We start from the raw sequence: 16,712 nt of genomic DNA, 5'->3' as shown, positions 1-16,712 counted from the left end.
AAAGCGTTAAATTTGAGAAACGTATCGTATGTTGAAAATATGGCATGTGAAAACAAAAAAAATTAGCGACTGAGCGACTGAAATAAGTTTTCAGCCGCTAATTTAAAATTCTACTTTCAGTTTAGCGAATTCGGTTTGCAATTAAGCTAAATTAATTTTCGCAAACTTACGTTTACCAACTTGGTATACAGCTGTAGAGCCTAATTCGATAAGTTGTTTGCTGTCGCTGACTTTTTCACCATCAATCTTAACTGCGCCTTGTTTAATCATACGCATGGCTTCACTGGTGCTGCTAACGAGTTTGGCTTCTTTAAGAAAGCTGGCAATGCCTGTTGCTTCACCTGTGGTAATAGTTACAGTTTCTAAATCGGTCGGGATAGCATTTTTTTGAAATCGTTGAATAAAGTCTTGGTGCGCTTTTTCAGCGGCTTCATCATCGTTAAAACGGGCAATTAACTCTTTTGCTAATTCAATTTTCACATCACGCGGATTTTGACCATTTTCAACAGCTTGTTTTAGCTCGGCTATTTCTTCAAGTGGTCTAAAGCTTAATAAATCAAAGTAACGCCACATTAATTCATCTGATATTGACATCACTTTACCAAACATATCATTTGGGCTATCCGTGATGCCGATGTAGTTGTTTAACGACTTTGACATTTTTTGCACACCGTCTAAGCCTTCTAACAATGGCATCATAAGCACGGTTTGCGGTTTTTGACCTTCTATTTTTTGTAACTCTCGACCCATTAACAAGTTAAATCTTTGGTCGGTACCGCCTAACTCTATGTCTGACTCTAAAGCAACAGAATCCCAACCTTGAACCAGAGGATATAAAAATTCGTGAATCGCGATAGGCTGGCTGCTATTGTAACGCTTTTTAAAATCATCACGCTCAAGCATACGTGCAACGGTTTGGTTAGCGGCTAATTTTATCATGCCTGCCGCGCCCAATTTATCCATCCACTCAGAATTAAAGACGACACGTGTTTTTTCTGGATCAAGAATTTTAAAAACCTGATTTTTATAGGTTTCAGCGTTTGCCAGTACTTGCTCTTTTGTTAACGGCTTGCGAGTTACATTTTTACCCGTCGGATCACCAATAGAGCCTGTGAAATCGCCAATCAAAAAGATAACTTCGTGACCTAACTGCTGAAATGCCCGCATTTTATTGATTAAAACCGTGTGGCCTAAATGTAAATCAGGTGCGGTTGGATCAAAGCCAGCTTTGATTTTAAGTGGACGACCCAATTTAAGCTTTTCTAATAGTTCGTCTTCAACGAGTATTTCTTCTGCGCCACGTTTTAGTTCTGCGAGCGCTGCCTGCACATCAGTCATGCTTTTACCTATTTTAATTTAATATATACGGAACAATTGAGCCTAAGTTAGAGTCAGATGAAAGCTATGGTTATGGTGATAAACGCGGTAACAGTAGACTCATATTTTAAGCTGGCTCGTATACCAATTAATATATACGTGCCAAAATGAGTCATTCTATAGCGCAATAAGCTTAATTTAAAGCTCTAGCCGAGTTTATTAATTAATTTTTCAAACGTTTGGTGAAAAATCAATTTTTAGCGCAAGCCAAGCTAGTATCGGTGTTTAACCAACAGACTTGAGGTGACAGATATAAACTGATTTTTGTCTTTAACTGGTGCTTTTTATTATAAGAGTAATTTTGAGTGTACAAAACCTTAAAAAGTCTGGTTGTTTTTTAATCATTTTGGCTTCTAAACTAGCAAATAAAGCAAAATCAGTATATTCTGAGGGCGAATTTTTTTGAGGGGGTTTTTAATAATGCAAGTCGTCGCACGATTTTGGCGTGATTTTCCTACTTTGCATAAAGTATACATAATCTCAATTATTGTTATTTTGTTCGGCACAGTGTTTTTTCCATCCGAAAACGCGACTGCATCTCGTCAAAACGAGCCTGCGAGTAGTCGTTTAACACCGGGTGTTCGTTATAATTTAGATTTAGAGCAAGTGAATGCGCCACAAAGCGAACAATCCCAAAATACACAAGATGCTCAACCAGAGCAAGCGTCTAAAAAAACAACTTTAACTGACAAACAAGCCATTGCTGAATCAGTTAAAGTGATTGATGATGTATCTGAACAAGCGCAAATTCAGGCGCAACCAGAATTAAAATGGCGTGATATTAAAGTATTACGCAATGATAGTTTGGCGAAAATTTTTGAACGCAATGGCTTATCTGCTAAAACAGTCTGGGAAGTGAGCCAAAGTGGTGATGCTGCAAAAACCTTGATTCGAAAGTTAATGCCAGGTCAAGTGATTCAGTTGGGCTATCATAATGATGAATTTGTACAGCTAGTTTATCCGCTGTCTAAAACCAATTTGATTGAAATCCACAAAACCGATAAAGGTTTTAGTGCGCAAGAAATTGAAAAGCAAGTAGATGTAAAACAAAGTTTTGCAGCCGCAGAAATTACTTCTAATTTTTGGAATGCAGGTTTACATGCCGGTTTAACCAATCGACAAATTATGAATTTGGCAAACGTATTTGGCTGGGATGTGGATTTTGCTTTGGATATTAGAAAAGGCGATAGCTTTGCCGTGGTGTTTGAAGAGTTATATGTTGAAGGCGAATATGTTGGTACAGGTGATATTTTAGCTGCTGAGTTTATTAATCAAGGTGCTAATTTTTCTGCAGTAAGACATACAGACGGCACTTATTATACGCCAGAAGGTCGAAGTATGCGTAAAGCTTTTTTACGCGCGCCTGTTAACTTTAAATATATTAGTTCAAGTTTTAATCCAAGACGTTTGCATCCTGTGACCGGACGTGTCTCGCCACATCGTGGTATTGACTATGCGGCACGAACAGGTACACCCGTTGTATCTGCGGGTGACGGTCGAGTTATTAAATCAGGTTATAGTCGTTTAAATGGTAACTATGTATTTATTGAGCATGGCAAAACCTATGTAACTAAATACCTGCATTTGAATAAACGTTTAGTTAAAACTGGTCAGCGGATTAAACAAAATCAAAAAATTGGTACCGTTGGTGCAACAGGCCGTGTAACAGGCCCACATTTGCATTATGAATTTTTAGTTAATGGGGTACACCGTAATCCTAAAACTGTGAGCTTGCCAAAAGCATTACCAATTGATCCGGCTGAAAAAGCAGCGTTTAGCAAAACGGCAAGTCAGATGATAGCTATGTTGCAAACTAATAAACGCACGTTATTGGCAGCAAATGTAAAATCAGCAGATGCGGCGGTATCTACACAATAATTTAATCTAGGCTGATAAATGACAGAGTATTATATTGGGTTGATGTCGGGAACCAGTGCCGACGGCGTCGATGCAAGTTTAATTGCGATGCACTCAAGTCAGTTGTGCTCAATCGATCAAGTTTATTTGCCTTTTGATGTTATTTTTAAACAGCAAATCATTTCACTTTACCAATCTCAAACTGACGAGATTGAGCACTTATCACAAGTCGCTTATTTATTAAGCGGCTTGTATGCTGATGCAATTATACAATTACTTAAACAAAATAATTTAATAGCTTCTCAAATTAAAGCGATTGGTTGTCACGGACAAACGATTCGTCATCGTCCAAACAGTAAAACCCCTTTTAGTTTACAAATAGCGGATTACGCCAGGTTGGCGGAATTAACCGAAATTGATGTTATTGGTGACTTTCGTTCAGCAGACATTGCTGCTGGTGGTCAAGGTGCGCCGTTAGTACCTGCATTTCACCATGCTATTTTCCCCGCTCAAGCAGGTGATCAGGTTATTTTAAATATCGGTGGCATTGCTAATATGACAGTGTTAAAAAATCAGGTGACTCATCAGCGACAAACAATACTAGGGCTAGATACCGGACCAGGAAACGGCTTGCTTGATGAGTGGTGCGGTTTACATACTCAACAGCCTTACGATCATAACGGCCACTGGGCAGCAACAGGCGAAGTGATAGATGAATTATTACAAGCTTTGCTAAGTTGTGACTATTTTAAAATTAAAGGTCCTAAAAGCAGCGGCAGAGAAGTATTTAATTTAACTTGGTTAAATGAATTTTTAGCCGATTTTACTGAGCGTGCGGCTCAAGATATTCAAGCAACCTTAGTGGCTTTTACTTGCGAAACCATTAAGCAAAGTATCATTCAGTACACACAAACGGCGCAAGTTTGGGTATGCGGCGGCGGGGTGCATAATGAATATTTAATGCAACAACTGCAAACCCGATTAGGGGCAGGCTTTGAGGTGAACAGCAGCGCGAAAATTAATATTGATCCAGATTGGATTGAAGCAGATTGTTTTGCTTGGCTAGCTTATTGCTTTACGCATAGAATACCGGCCAACATGCCGGCTGTTACAGGCGCTAAAAAAGCTAAGATACTGGGCTGCTTATACCCAGCAAGTTAACTTTTTAGTTTTACAACAGCTATGCAAAAAACGAGACTATTTTATTCTCAATGATAAATCAATTGCTTGAATATGCTTAGTTAAAGCACCGCTTGAAATAAAATCGACCCCAGCTTGAGCATAGTCAGCAATGGTATTGATTGTAATATTACCTGACATTTCTAGTTTAGCTGGCTTATTACTCGCATTATTGATGGCTGCAGCTTCTGCTATTTGAACTGGTGAATAATTATCTAACATAATAATGTCAGCACCAGCATCTAATGCCAGTTGTAATTCAGCGTTATTTTCTACTTCTACTTCAACCGCTTTCCCTGGCGCAATTTTTCGGGCTTGAGTAACTGCTTTATCAATTCCGCCTGCCGCAGTAATATGGTTTTCTTTAATTAAAAACGCGTCGTACAGACCCACTCTATGGTTAACACCACCACCACAAGTAACCGCATATTTTTGTGCAAGGCGCATCCCCGGAATGGTTTTGCGTGTATCCAATAATTTAGTATGAGTGTGCTTTATTTTATCTACATATAAAGCAGTCGCCGTTGCCGTTGCCGATAAGGTTTGGATAAAGTTAAGTGCCGTACGCTCGCCTGTTAAAATGGTTCTAGCAGAGCCAGTTAGTGTACAAATAAGTTGATTAACTGCCAATTTATCGCCATCTTTTACGGCCCACTGAATATCAATTTGATCGCCCAATTGTTTAAAGGTTTCTATTAACCAAGCTTGGCCACAAAAAGTGCAATCTTCACGGGTTATAATGTGAGCACTGACAGATTGCTCCACTGGAATAAGCTGTGCGGTAATGTCGTTATTTGCATCTAGGCCGTTTAAATCTTCAAACAAAGCCAATTCGATTTGCTTAGTGATACTGTTTTTTAATTCAGGGCTTAAAGTTATGGTCATAGTTTTATTATCAAAATTGAGTGAAAAGTTAGAGGCGAGCTCAGCATTATCGCGCTATTTTATCATTAATATTGCTTTAGAGTTAGTGTATTACCGCGTTGGCTAAACTCAATTCGTTTTAAAGCACTCATGCCTAATAATATTTGCTCTTCATCCATATGCGGGTTAATGCTAGCTGACACGTTTCTGAGCGTTATTTCACCCACTTGGAGCGTATCTAACCGAGTTTGGAAAACCTCTACCACGCCATTTGCAGTTGACACAGTTTGGCGAGGCCCATAGGGTAAATTAAGTCTACGGGCGACTTTTTCAGGAACTGAGACATGCGTTGCTCCCGTATCTAATAAAAAAGTGACCGTTTGCTGATTAATATGACCGTTAGTGACATAATGCCCATATGGATTACGTTTTAATCTAACCTCAATGGTGCCAGCTTGACTATACTCACTGACAGGGCTTTGGTTTGGGTTTTCTTGGTTATCGTAAAAACGTTGAAACCCATAGGTTAGTAACACAAAACCGATAATCCATGCAGCATAATACATCCATTTTCCGGTTTTTTGATTGACATCAGGTTGTTCCATGAGTAATACCCACTTAAATAAAATTATAAATCATTTACTTACAGGTGCAGAGTTTCGCCCATCTGAACATTTTAATCAAAGACCACAGCCAAACCAAATCAATTTATTAGTGATTCACTGTATTTCATTGCCTGAAGATCAATTTGGATTAAACTATATTGATGATTTATTTTTAGGTTGTTTAGATTGTCAGGCAGATTTAAGTTTTCAAGCTTTAGCTGGATTAAGAGTATCTGCGCATGTCTTGATAAGGCGAGATGGGCAAATTATTCAGTATGTGCCTTTTGATAAAAGAGCTTGGCACGCCGGTGTATCTGAGTTTAATGGCAAAGCCAATTGTAATGATTTTTCAATTGGAATAGAGCTTGAAGGCTCAATCAATATTGAATATGAACCTGTTCAATATAAAGCGCTGGCGGGGGTGGTAAAACAAATTCAACAGTCCTATCCGGCTATTACTCATGATAGAATAGTTGGACATAGTGATATTGCTCCCGGGCGGAAAACAGACCCAGGTGAAGTATTCAATTGGGATCACTTTTATAAATTGTTAAATGACGATTAGGGATATAATAAAATGACATTGCTAAGTATAATTTTAGTGGTTTTACTCGAGCGGCTAATTAAGCCAACTCAAGGGTTTCAATATCAAACCTATTATCAAAAATATGCTGAATTAACCCGTAATTTTCTTAATGGTGAGCATAAACATTCGGCCGAAATATTCATTGTACTTTGGTTAGCTGTACCTGTTTGTTTAGTTGCTATTATTCAAGCAGTGCTCGGCTACGGGGTGCTAGGTTTGGTATTTTCAGCGTTTATTTTATTTATTTGCTACGGTTGTCCGCAACATAGGCTTTGGTATCAGGCTTACCTTGAAGCCGCAGCGCGTGAAGATAAACAAGCTTGTTTTCATTATGCTGAACAACTAGGACAAAAAATGGATGACGCTAATTCAGAACAAGCCGGAGAAACATTAGGTGAAGCGCTTATATGGGTTAATTTCCGCCATTATTTCGCTGTTATTTTTTGGTTTGTGATATTAGGTCCAGCGGGCGCGATTTTATATGTGTTTGCACGTAATTTGGCAAAAAACAGCCAAATTGATGAGAATCAAAACTGGCTGAGCCAAGCGAGTTTACGATTGTTTGAAATTTTAGTTTGGGTGCCTGCAAGATTAACCGGATTTGCCTTTTTGTTTGTTGGGCATTTTTCCAAGGCACTACCGGTTTGGTTTGCTGGGTTAACTCAATTAAAAAAGGGGTCACGGGTGTATTTAGCACAAGTTGCAAAAGCAGCTGAGCCAATTGATGTGCCTGAATCAGACTGCCTAACTGAGCCATGTTTAATGCTAAAACTAGCCAAGCGAGCGTTATTGTTTTTGTTAAGTGTTATTGCTGTTTTAACTTTAGCAGGCTATTTATAAGCGCTCTATAGCTTTTTGTTTAATTTTAGAAAGCGGTATTACGCGCTTTCTAAAATTACAATAAGCTGGTTAAAGCAATGCCTAAGCCAATACGCTGTTGTGAATAATTGTAGTCAATCAAACTTTCGCCATAACCATTAAAGTATTGTAGATAGCCAGTTACTCGCCCCCAAAGCGGAAATGTAACCCCCAGCTCAATAGCCCCTTTGCCGTGGTTTAAGTTTTGCCTAACCATAAAATGGCCCTGCATATTCTGATCGATTCGGTAAGCACCGTTTAATTCAAAGTAACCCATGTATTTGGCTATGTCAGGGTTGTCATCTCGGGTTGGATCGGTAATTTCTTTAGTTTTCGATTCAGGCAAACGCCACCAGGGTCTTAAAGTTAACGCCCAAGCTTCATCTTCAACAATCACAGATAAATACACTCGGTTCCAACTTCGAGAATAAGGCAGACTACGGCCGTTGGATTGATGCTCTAAACCAAATGCTAAACTGGTATGTGTGTTTAATAGCTGCCAATTAACGGGTAAATAATAAAAAATTTCTGGTTGGTAATTGGTTTCTCTAAAAGGCTTTGACATAGCCTCTGTGTATAACTGCCACCAAGATTGCATGGTCAAACCAAAAAAGAGGGCATCTCCTTCAGTAAAGATAGACTCATGGTTTAACGGAACTTTAAAGCTAATTTGAAACTTTGCTTCAAGTGGTCGCGCGGCTTCGCGTACGCCGTCATCTACCTCTATTTTATCGTTAAACCCTGATGTATGAGTGACAGGTAAAATGTAATTCATTTTATGTGGTGTTATTACATAAGGTGAAAAATAGGTTTCACGCTCAGCCGAAATTCGTTCACTTATTGCGCCAAGATGCGGTTGTTCATCTTCGTGCTTACACTTGTCGATAACATCCGTGACAGCCGTATCTTTTTCAGCTTCTTGAATTGTTTTTAAATAACAGGCTTGTTGATCACTATATTGCGCAAATAAATTATGCGAGGTGAGTAGCGAATATAAAGCTAAACTAAGTGGTAAAATTTTATGCATAATAATCCTTTTATAATTGTTAAGCATGAAAGCGAGTCATTTAAATTACGTAAGCCTGAATTTAGATATAGCTTTATCTGCTTGTCGCAGACATATCGAAATTTTTTAAATAGTTTTCAAAATGCTGTTTGAAGCTTGGATAAATAACTTGATTACCATAACCTGAAAGATGATCGGAATCGAAATATAAAGGTTTGTTATTTTTAAATAATGAGCATTTTGTGGTTGAGCAAAGAGCGGGTAATGGATCCCAGACAGATACATTTGGGTATTGTTGCTTTATTGTTTCGAGCGAGCTCGTAGTTGTTTGTCTATACTTTTCCATAAACTCCCTATCAAACTCATAACCTGCTCCGCAAATAGGGTTATCTTGGGTATACCAATCTGCACAACGAAACGCGATATAATTATATATAGGTTTGGGGGCATCTATAATGATATATGGTGTGATTTGTCGTAAGCTTTGGATTATTGTTAAAGATTCATTTAACGCAAGCTTTCTATCTGCAATAGCTTTATCATTGAATTGGTTAGCTAATTTTTCTTCTATATTGGCTGGAAAAATAGAGTTTTGATTTACAAAACGGTAAGTTTTTAAGCTAGCCAGAAATATAATGTCATCTGGCTTGGCGGTTGATTTAATTTCTTCAATCCATTTTTCTAACTTATTTAAACAAGGATTACCCGGTAATAATACTGGTTCACGTAGATTAGCAACGCCGCATCCACCTTTAGACATTAGTTTAATATTAATGCCGGTATCATTAGCTAATTGCCTTAACATTTTACTGTAGGCGCCAGCATGTGAATCACCTAGCACATAAAGAGTCCGATCAGATAAAATAAGCGGAGAGTCTTTTGTTGTTCGTATTGAAGTATATGGAGACCAGACAGTTTCGTTAGTTGTCACACTTAAGCTATTCCATCCTTGTGTCGAAAGGCCTTTATAAGTCACGGCTGTCGTTAAAAATATAGTCGCTAAACTAGCGAAGACTTTAATCTGACTGTTGATTTTTTTAGTTCTACCGATTTTTTGAAAAGTTTTTTCTACACCATAAAATGAAATTAATGAAAGGATATAGGTTATTGTGATAGCGAGAAACATTTCTAGCATGCTTTGCAATCCATAGGACCATCTGAAAAAACTAAAAATAGGCCAATGCCAGAGATAAAGTGAGTAAGATAATTTACCCAAGTGTTGCAACGATGTGCTAGCAAGTAAGCTGGATATTAAATTATGTGGCTTGCCTAAAACTAAGGCATTAATGACTAACCCTGTACCCACAACCGGTAATAAAGCCCATGGGAATGGAAATTGCCCTTTATTAGAAAAAATAGTTCCGCATAGAATAAATAAAAAACCTAAATATAATGATGCACTTGAACTAACCTTAATTAAATTATTTTTTCCGGTTAAAGATACATGCCATTTTAAAAGTATGGCACCAGCAGCTAACTCCCATAGTCTGCTTGTTAATAAATAATAGGCATAGTTTGTATGGGTTAAGCTATAGTAGATTGTTGCGATAAATGAAGCTGCAAAAAGAAAATAGATGGCATTTTTATATTTTTGCTTTAACCAAAAATACATTACAAAAGGATATATTAAATAAAATTGTTCTTCGACACCTAGGCTCCAAGTATGAACGAAAGGATTAAAATCAGTGGACGGAGAAAAATATGAATCGTTATTAAAAGCTAAAGAGAAATTGCTAACCCCAAAGAATGCATATAGCGCCGTTTCATTGATCATTCGACTTACAAAAAATTGAGGGATAAATAGTACAACTACAATACAACAAGTGACTAGGCAAAATAACAATGCAGGATATATTCTAAAAAAACGACGGCTATAAAAGTCCCAAAAATACTCATTAGTTGAACTCGGTTTCCTGTTATATAAAGACGATGCTACGACATAACCCGATATCACAAAAAAAACATCAACCCCAGTAAAACCTCCGGGCAAAAAATTTGAGCTTAAGTGATAGAGTATAACGGCAATAACAGCTAGCGCACGTAATCCATCAATTCCTTTAATGTGCTTGTTCAATTGAATGTTCCTGCATTTTTGATTTGTTTATTGGAGGTATTCGTTTATATCTGATTCAAATGATTAGGTAGCTTTATGCGATTGCGTTAGCAGGCTCACCACTATGAAACTTAAAATCATCATCGGGCGATAAAATTAACTTAGCTTCCACCTGCCCAAAAAATTCGACTCGTTTGGTAATATCAAAATCGGCAATGTCTTGAGCTAAAGTTAAATAATCTTGATAATGGCGCGCTTCTGAACGGAGCAAGGAGGTATAAAAATCACCTAAACGTTTATCAAGATGCGGTGCTAGTTTTGCAAATCGTTCACACGAACGCGCTTCAATGTAAGCGCCCACTATGAGTTTATCGACTAGTGCATCTGGCTCATAGGTTTTTACATGGCGTAACATGCCTTTGGCGTATCGGCAGGGCGTAATGCTTTGATACTCAACGCCGTATTCATCCATAATTTCTAATACTTGATAAAAATGATGCAGTTCTTCTTTTATCAAAACCACCATTTTATCAATCAAATCTTGGCCGTATGCTGAAGTCGATTTAGGAATAATAGATTTAGTTAATTTATTTTTGGCTGCTAATTCACGCCAGTCGCCTTCACGTTTGTAAATTAAGGTTTCAAAAGGTTTAAGCCAGGCGAGTAAAGCATCGCTGCTGGCTTTATCTACTGCATATTTACGAATTAAAAACATAGCCGATTGCGCAGCTTTTAACTCACAAATTAAATGATCAATCAGCAAAATGTTAAGGCTTTCTGGTTTTTTTGCTTTTTGAACCCAGCTATCTGGCGTTTCAGCCTGCAAAAAAGTGTGAATTGGCGCTAATAAATCGTCAAATGGCATAGGTATCTCAAATGTTTTACAGTGTAAATTTTTTAGTTAACAGCATTAATTACGTAATAATCGAGCTCTAAAGGTTCGGCCTTTTAGCTTGCCTTTAGCTATTTTATCTAAAGCAATTTTGCGGTTTTTATGTTTTACCGCTACGTAAGCCCAGTTATCAAATAGTTGAATTTTGCCGATGTCTTGCCCATTTAAATCATCGTTTCGGGTTAGTGCACCTAAAATGTCACCGGCTCTAACTTTTTGTTTTTTACCGCCGTCAATTTGAATAGTCGCCATGGTGGGTGGTGCAATTTGACGATCAAGTACGCTGTCTCTTGGTAGTGATTCTGCTCTTATTTCTCTATCTAAAAGCTCACTTAGCAACTCAATTTTATAGTGGTCTTTGTTACTGAAAAATGTAAACGCCAGTCCTTTTTTACCTGCACGGCCGGTGCGGCCAACTCTGTGTACGTGCACTTCGGTATCGTGTGCTAAATTATAGTTAAATACGGCATCTAGGTTATCTACATCAAGGCCTCGTGCGGCCACATCGGTGGCGACTAAAATGCTGGTACTTTTATTGGCAAATTGTACAAGGGTTTGGTCGCGTTCTCTTTGTTCTAAATCACCATTGAGCGCCATAGCGCTAAAACCGTATGCATTGAGTTCGTCGCATACCAAAAGTGTTTCGGCTTTGGTATTACAAAAAACCACGCTAGATTCTGGTTGGTGCTCTAATAATAATAAACGTAAGTTGTTGAGTCTGTCTTGATTGTCGTTAACCTGAAAAAAGTGCTGGCTGATAGTATTTTGGTCATGGCTGGCTTCTACTTTTATCATTTCAGGTTTTTGCATAATGCGCTGACTGATGCTTTCTATTTTGTCTGGAAAAGTGGCGCTAAATAGTAAGGTTTGTCTTTGTTTTGGCAATTTATCTACAACGGCATCAATGGCGGTTTGAAAACCCATTTCCAACATGCGGTCGGCTTCATCTAAAATAAATGTATTTAAGTGACTAAAATCGAGTGTATCGCGATTTAAATGATCTTCTATCCGACCAGGTGTGCCCACAATAATGTGCGCCCCGTGGTATAAAGAATCAATTTGCCGGCCAATAGGCACACCGCCACACAGGGTCAACACTTTTATATTGTGAATGGTACGGGCAAGTTTTCTGATTTCAGTTGCCACCTGATCGGCCAATTCGCGAGTAGGGCACAGTATTAAAGTTTGAATTCTAAATTTTTTGACATCCAATTTATTGAGTAAACCTAAACCAAATGCAGCGGTTTTGCCTGAGCCAGTTTTGCCTTGGGCGATAACGTCTTTACCGTCAATAATTAAAGGCAAGCTTTGTGTTTGTATTTCAGTCATGGACTGGTAGCCCATTGAATCTAAATTGGTTAATAATTCGGGCTTTAAATTAACAGTTGAAAACGCGTTTTTTGACACAGTGCGACCTTAAATAAATTAACAGAAGGTAAGTATACAGCCTTATTTGGCTGTATTAGGTATAAATTTTAAACCGCTTCTAATTCGTTGAGCGGCCAGCGAGGCTTAACATTGATGTTTTGGTTTGTCTGGCCTGCTTTAAGTCTTTGTAAACCAGCGTAGGCGATCATAGCACCATTATCAGTACAAAATTCTAATCTAGGATAATAAACCTCACCTTGCATTGATTGCATTAAGGTAGCCATTTTTTCACGCAGTTCAGTATTGGCACTTACACCGCCTGCAATCACAAGACGTTTTAAACCCGTTTGCTTAAGTGCTCGTTTGCATTTAATCAATAAAGTATCTACAGCGGCTTCTTGAAATGCGTAAGCAATATCGGCTAGTGTTTGAGGATCATCACCTTGTGCTTTTAAAGTATTGGCAGCAAACGTTTTTAAACCCGAAAACGAAAAATCTAAGCCCGGTCTGTCAGTCATTGGGCGTGGAAATTTAAAGCGGCCTTTTGTACCTTGCTCGGCTAATTTCGCTAATCTAGGGCCGCCCGGATAGTCTAGTCCCATAATTTTGGCGGTTTTATCAAACGCTTCGCCTACGGCATCATCTATACTTTCACCTAGTATCTGATACTCTCCAATGCCTTGAACTTCAACAATTAATGAGTGTCCGCCTGAAACTAACAAAGCCAAAAATGGAAACTCAGGTATATTGTCTTCCAGCATGGGTGCCAGCAAATGGCCTTCCATATGGTGTACGCCAATAACTGGTTTATTCCACGCAAACGCAAGTCCACGAGCAACCGTTGAGCCAACTAATAATGCACCAATTAATCCAGGGCCGGAGGTAAAGGCAATGCCGTCTATGCTTGATTTATCACACCCTGCTTGTTTAAGTGCTTCGTCTATTAACGGAATAATTTTTCGAATATGATCGCGTGATGCTAATTCTGGCACCACACCACCATAATCAGCATGTAACTTTACTTGGCTGTAAAGTTGGTGAGCCAAAAGCCCTTTTTGATCATCATAAATTGCAATGCCTGTTTCATCACAGGACGTTTCAATGCCTAAAACTCGCATAGATTACCTTTGTTCATACCGAATTGGCGGGCATTTTAACGATTTAACATAAGTTTCACCAGTTTTTGTGCTCAATAACTTTACTTTCTTAGGATAATTGGATTAGAATTGCGCACCATTTTTTAGTCTGGCCGCTGAAAATCCCCAAAATGGCTTGGGAATAATTGTTCGAAGCGGTGTGTTTAATTATCCTGAGGTGATATTTAATGCCAATTGTTAAGGTAAGAGAAAACGAACCATTTGATGTCGCATTACGTCGTTTCAAACGTTCATGCGAAAAAGCGGGTATTTTAGCTGATGTTCGTAGCCGTGAGTTCTACGAAAAACCAACTGCAGAGCGCAAGCGCAAAAAAGCTGCAGCAGTTAAACGCCACGCTAAAAAAATGTCTCGTGAAAATGCTCGTCGCGTAAAATTATACTAAGAACTACTTGATATGACGCTTACTGAACAGCTGAAAGAGGCGATGAAAGATGCAATGCGTGCGAAAGATAAAGCGCGTTTAGGTACTATCCGATTAGCACTTTCTGCCATTAAACAGCGAGAAGTAGATGGTCAAACTAGCCTATCTGATGATGAGGTTTTAGCAATTTTAACCAAAATGGTTAAACAGCGAAAAGACTCTATTACTCAGTATGTTGAAGGCGGTCGTCAAGACTTGGCAGATATTGAATCAGCCGAGATTGCTGTTCTTGAAAAATTTTTACCTGCCGCGCTTAGTGCTAATGAGCTAGATGAAATTGTATCTAATGCGATATCTGAAAGCGGTGCACAAGGGATGCAGGATATGGGTAAAGTAATGAATATTATTCGACCTAAAGTACAAGGTCGAGCTGATATGGGGCAAGTTAGTCAAACTGTAAAAGCTAAATTAACTGCCTAATTTAATTTATTCGTGTTCTTACAAAACCGCGCTTATGTGCGGTTTTGTTATTTCTAAAGTTCGAAAAAATATCAATTCATACTGTTAAACAAATGGCCATTAGGGCATATTGTAAACATGCATACCCAATTGCTTTTATCTATTTTTGGTTAAAATAAGAAGAATATGGCAGGCCGAATCCCCCGACATTTTATTGATGATTTAATCGCACGTACAGATATTGTTGACGTGATAGACAGCCGTGTTCGTTTGAAAAAAACCGGTAAAAACTATTCAGCATGCTGTCCGTTTCATAATGAAAAATCGCCTTCTTTTACCGTCGCGCCCGATAAACAGTTTTATTACTGTTTTGGATGTGGGGCCAAAGGCAATGTGATTTCATTTTTAATGGAATACGATAACCTTGAATTTGTTGATGCTATTGAAGAATTAGCCGACATTAACGGCGTTGCAGTTGAACGTGAAGATGTAGCCAACCCAGCTAAAGAACGACAACAAATTGCGCAAACCAAGCAAGATTTTGAAGTGATGTCACAAGCAGCTGAGTTTTATCAGCAACAATTAAACCAAGCCCCCGCTAAAGTAGCTGAATATGTGCAACTGAGAGGTTTGTCGGCTGAGATCATTGAGCAATTTCAAATTGGTTACGCCCCAGATGAATGGGACTCACTGCTAAAAAACTACGGACAAAGCCGACAAAGCGCCACACAACTTGCTGATTTAGGCATGTTAATTGAAAAAGATGGTAAAGCTGGCTTTTACGATCGCTTTAGAGACAGGCTCATGTTTCCTATATTAGACCGCCGTGGCAAATGTATCGCTTTTGGTGGTCGTGTGATAGGGGATGGTACGCCAAAATATTTAAACTCCCCAGAAACTCGAATTTTCCATAAAGGACGCGAACTTTATGGATTATATCAAGCACGAAATGCCAATCGTGGATTATCACGTTTATTGGTCGTTGAAGGCTACATGGATGTAGTGGCTTTATTTCAGGCGGGTGTAACCTACGCGGTAGCATCGTTAGGCACAGCCACCACCACAGATCATATTAAATTGATGCTTAGAGCAACCAGTGAAATTGTATGTTGCTACGATGGTGATCAGGCTGGCCGAGCTGCAGCCTGGCGTACACTTGAAAACGCCTTACCGAGTTTAGTGGATGGCATTCAAATTAAATTTGTATTTTTACCCGACGGAGAAGACCCAGACTCTTATATCAAACAGCATGGCAAGACAAAATTTGAACAGCTAATAGATAACGCACAAGATTTTGTCAGCTTTTTTTATCAAGAACTGTATCGCAAAATTGGCCAGTCAGAAGGGGAGTTTGCCCGCTCTAAACTCAGCCAATTAGCACAACCGCTGATAGAACAAATGCCAAACAGCGAATATAAACATGCGATAAACGACACCTTATCGGTAAAATTAAAGCGCGAAATTAAACATAACCGCCAAGATAAAATCGCAGATGCCAAAGCAAAACAAGCTAAATACACAGCTTCAACCTCAAGAAAGGTAACGCCAGTAAGATTAGCGGTTGCATTATTGCTTGAGCAACCCCATCTAATTAAACATCTGGCTAATATGTCTGATGAACAGCTTAAATCACTTGCACAAATGGATGAAGCTGGGATGGACTTTTTAGTTGAACTTTTATTATTTTGTCGAGGTCAACAACAATGTAGCGCAGCCCAAATTTTAGAGCATTGGCGCGGCACAGATAAAGAAAAAATCGTATCTCAGTTGATGATGTGGGAACACCACGTACAAGCTGAAAACATCGAAGTGGTATTTTTAGATGCCATTGAAAAGCTCTTATCTTTATTTGTGAGTAAACGAAAAGCAATGTTGCAAACCAAAGCCAAGATGAATTTGATTTCAGCTGAAGAAAAACAGGAATATTTAGCTTTGTTAAAAATAAAGTGAAAATAACAGGTAAGTGACCAATATTTAGTTATACTCAAAAATATAAGCCGAATCAACGATAGCTGATGCGACATATGGGTATAAAAACAACCATTATTGAACTTGCTAGTATATTAAATCGAATAATATGCTATAATGT

15 protein-coding genes are annotated in these 16,712 nt (G+C 38.5%); 7 read left to right on the top strand and 8 right to left on the bottom strand.

The window, feature by feature from the left end; translation table 11 throughout:
• Window positions 1-141 precede the first annotated feature (141 nt).
• A complete protein-coding gene (gene tyrS / locus OLW01_RS09855; RefSeq protein ID WP_268073719.1) occupies window positions 142-1,338 on the bottom strand; it encodes a tyrosine--tRNA ligase in 1,197 nt (398 codons plus the stop codon).
• A gap of 459 nt (window positions 1,339-1,797) precedes the next feature.
• On the opposite strand from tyrS, the gene OLW01_RS09850 reads away from it, so the two are divergent.
• Window positions 1,798-3,255 (top strand): peptidoglycan DD-metalloendopeptidase family protein, encoded by a 1,458-nt coding sequence (locus OLW01_RS09850; protein WP_268073718.1) that lies wholly within the window; start codon window positions 1,798-1,800, stop codon window positions 3,253-3,255.
• 18 nt (window positions 3,256-3,273) lie between these two features.
• A complete protein-coding gene (locus OLW01_RS09845) occupies window positions 3,274-4,395 on the top strand; it encodes an anhydro-N-acetylmuramic acid kinase (RefSeq protein ID WP_268073717.1) in 1,122 nt (373 codons plus the stop codon).
• 36 nt (window positions 4,396-4,431) lie between these two features.
• Here OLW01_RS09845 and nadC read toward each other — a convergent pair whose 3' ends face one another.
• Window positions 4,432-5,298, bottom strand: a complete 867-nt coding sequence (nadC, locus tag OLW01_RS09840) for a carboxylating nicotinate-nucleotide diphosphorylase (RefSeq protein ID WP_268073715.1) — start codon at window positions 5,296-5,298, stop codon at window positions 4,432-4,434.
• A gap of 65 nt (window positions 5,299-5,363) precedes the next feature.
• Window positions 5,364-5,882, bottom strand: coding sequence for a retropepsin-like aspartic protease family protein (locus tag OLW01_RS09835; RefSeq protein ID WP_268073713.1), 519 nt, complete (start codon window positions 5,880-5,882; stop codon window positions 5,364-5,366).
• Between OLW01_RS09835 and ampD the strand changes: the two genes are divergently transcribed.
• Window positions 5,881-6,447: a 1,6-anhydro-N-acetylmuramyl-L-alanine amidase AmpD gene (gene ampD, locus OLW01_RS09830; RefSeq protein ID WP_268073712.1), complete on the top strand. Its 567-nt coding sequence runs from the start codon at window positions 5,881-5,883 to the stop codon at window positions 6,445-6,447. The genes OLW01_RS09835 and ampD overlap by 2 nt on opposite strands.
• Before the next feature lie 12 nt (window positions 6,448-6,459).
• Window positions 6,460-7,308, top strand: coding sequence for a beta-lactamase regulator AmpE (gene ampE, locus OLW01_RS09825; protein WP_268073711.1), 849 nt, complete (start codon window positions 6,460-6,462; stop codon window positions 7,306-7,308).
• 55 nt (window positions 7,309-7,363) lie between these two features.
• Here ampE and OLW01_RS09820 read toward each other — a convergent pair whose 3' ends face one another.
• From OLW01_RS09820 to tsaD, 5 genes are all read right to left on the bottom strand, one after another.
• Window positions 7,364-8,353: a phospholipase A gene (locus OLW01_RS09820; RefSeq protein ID WP_268073710.1), complete on the bottom strand. Its 990-nt coding sequence runs from the start codon at window positions 8,351-8,353 to the stop codon at window positions 7,364-7,366.
• A 73-nt stretch (window positions 8,354-8,426) separates the two neighbouring features.
• Window positions 8,427-10,406, bottom strand: a complete 1,980-nt coding sequence (locus OLW01_RS09815) for an acyltransferase family protein (protein WP_268073708.1) — start codon at window positions 10,404-10,406, stop codon at window positions 8,427-8,429.
• A 73-nt stretch (window positions 10,407-10,479) separates the two neighbouring features.
• Window positions 10,480-11,250: a tRNA isopentenyl-2-thiomethyl-A-37 hydroxylase MiaE gene (miaE, locus tag OLW01_RS09810; protein WP_268073707.1), complete on the bottom strand. Its 771-nt coding sequence runs from the start codon at window positions 11,248-11,250 to the stop codon at window positions 10,480-10,482.
• Between the two features lie 45 nt (window positions 11,251-11,295).
• Entirely contained in the window at window positions 11,296-12,684 is a 1,389-nt protein-coding gene (gene dbpA, locus OLW01_RS09805; protein ID WP_268073706.1) for an ATP-dependent RNA helicase DbpA, read from the bottom strand.
• A gap of 68 nt (window positions 12,685-12,752) precedes the next feature.
• Window positions 12,753-13,763, bottom strand: coding sequence for a tRNA (adenosine(37)-N6)-threonylcarbamoyltransferase complex transferase subunit TsaD (gene tsaD, locus OLW01_RS09800; RefSeq protein WP_268073705.1), 1,011 nt, complete (start codon window positions 13,761-13,763; stop codon window positions 12,753-12,755).
• Window positions 13,764-13,969: 206 nt separating this feature from the next.
• Here tsaD and rpsU point away from each other — a divergent pair, with 206 nt between their 5' ends.
• From rpsU to dnaG, 3 genes are all read left to right on the top strand, one after another.
• Complete coding sequence (gene rpsU, locus OLW01_RS09795) at window positions 13,970-14,185, top strand: 30S ribosomal protein S21 (RefSeq protein WP_268073704.1); 216 nt, start codon at window positions 13,970-13,972, stop codon at window positions 14,183-14,185.
• Window positions 14,186-14,197: 12 nt separating this feature from the next.
• Window positions 14,198-14,644 carry a GatB/YqeY domain-containing protein gene (locus OLW01_RS09790; protein ID WP_268073702.1) on the top strand — a complete coding sequence of 149 codons (447 nt, stop codon included), beginning with the start codon at window positions 14,198-14,200 and terminating at the stop codon, window positions 14,642-14,644.
• A gap of 165 nt (window positions 14,645-14,809) precedes the next feature.
• Entirely contained in the window at window positions 14,810-16,573 is a 1,764-nt protein-coding gene (gene dnaG, locus OLW01_RS09785) for a DNA primase (protein ID WP_268073701.1), read from the top strand.
• The last annotated feature ends 139 nt before the right edge of the window (window positions 16,574-16,712 follow it).

It is taken from the genome of Catenovulum adriaticum (genome assembly GCF_026725475.1).
GTDB classification, from domain to species: Bacteria; Pseudomonadota; Gammaproteobacteria; order Enterobacterales; family Alteromonadaceae; genus Catenovulum; species Catenovulum adriaticum.
The sequence above is the reverse complement of the archived record's forward strand: the minus strand, read 5'-3'. Positions and strand labels throughout refer to the sequence as shown.

Coding starts and splice junctions, on each gene's coding strand:
- tyrS (WP_268073719.1), bottom strand. CDS start 1,338: ATGACTGATGTGCAGGCAGCGCTCGCAGAACTAAAACGTGGCGCAGAA.
- OLW01_RS09850 (WP_268073718.1), top strand. CDS start 1,798: ATGCAAGTCGTCGCACGATTTTGGCGTGATTTTCCTACTTTGCATAAA.
- OLW01_RS09845 (WP_268073717.1), top strand. CDS start 3,274: ATGACAGAGTATTATATTGGGTTGATGTCGGGAACCAGTGCCGACGGC.
- nadC (WP_268073715.1), bottom strand. CDS start 5,298: ATGACCATAACTTTAAGCCCTGAATTAAAAAACAGTATCACTAAGCAA.
- ampD (WP_268073712.1), top strand. CDS start 5,881: ATGAGTAATACCCACTTAAATAAAATTATAAATCATTTACTTACAGGT.
- OLW01_RS09835 (WP_268073713.1), bottom strand. CDS start 5,882: ATGGAACAACCTGATGTCAATCAAAAAACCGGAAAATGGATGTATTAT.
- ampE (WP_268073711.1), top strand. CDS start 6,460: ATGACATTGCTAAGTATAATTTTAGTGGTTTTACTCGAGCGGCTAATT.
- OLW01_RS09820 (WP_268073710.1), bottom strand. CDS start 8,353: ATGCATAAAATTTTACCACTTAGTTTAGCTTTATATTCGCTACTCACC.
- miaE (WP_268073707.1), bottom strand. CDS start 11,250: ATGCCATTTGACGATTTATTAGCGCCAATTCACACTTTTTTGCAGGCT.
- tsaD (WP_268073705.1), bottom strand. CDS start 13,763: ATGCGAGTTTTAGGCATTGAAACGTCCTGTGATGAAACAGGCATTGCA.
- rpsU (WP_268073704.1), top strand. CDS start 13,970: ATGCCAATTGTTAAGGTAAGAGAAAACGAACCATTTGATGTCGCATTA.
- OLW01_RS09790 (WP_268073702.1), top strand. CDS start 14,198: ATGACGCTTACTGAACAGCTGAAAGAGGCGATGAAAGATGCAATGCGT.
- dnaG (WP_268073701.1), top strand. CDS start 14,810: ATGGCAGGCCGAATCCCCCGACATTTTATTGATGATTTAATCGCACGT.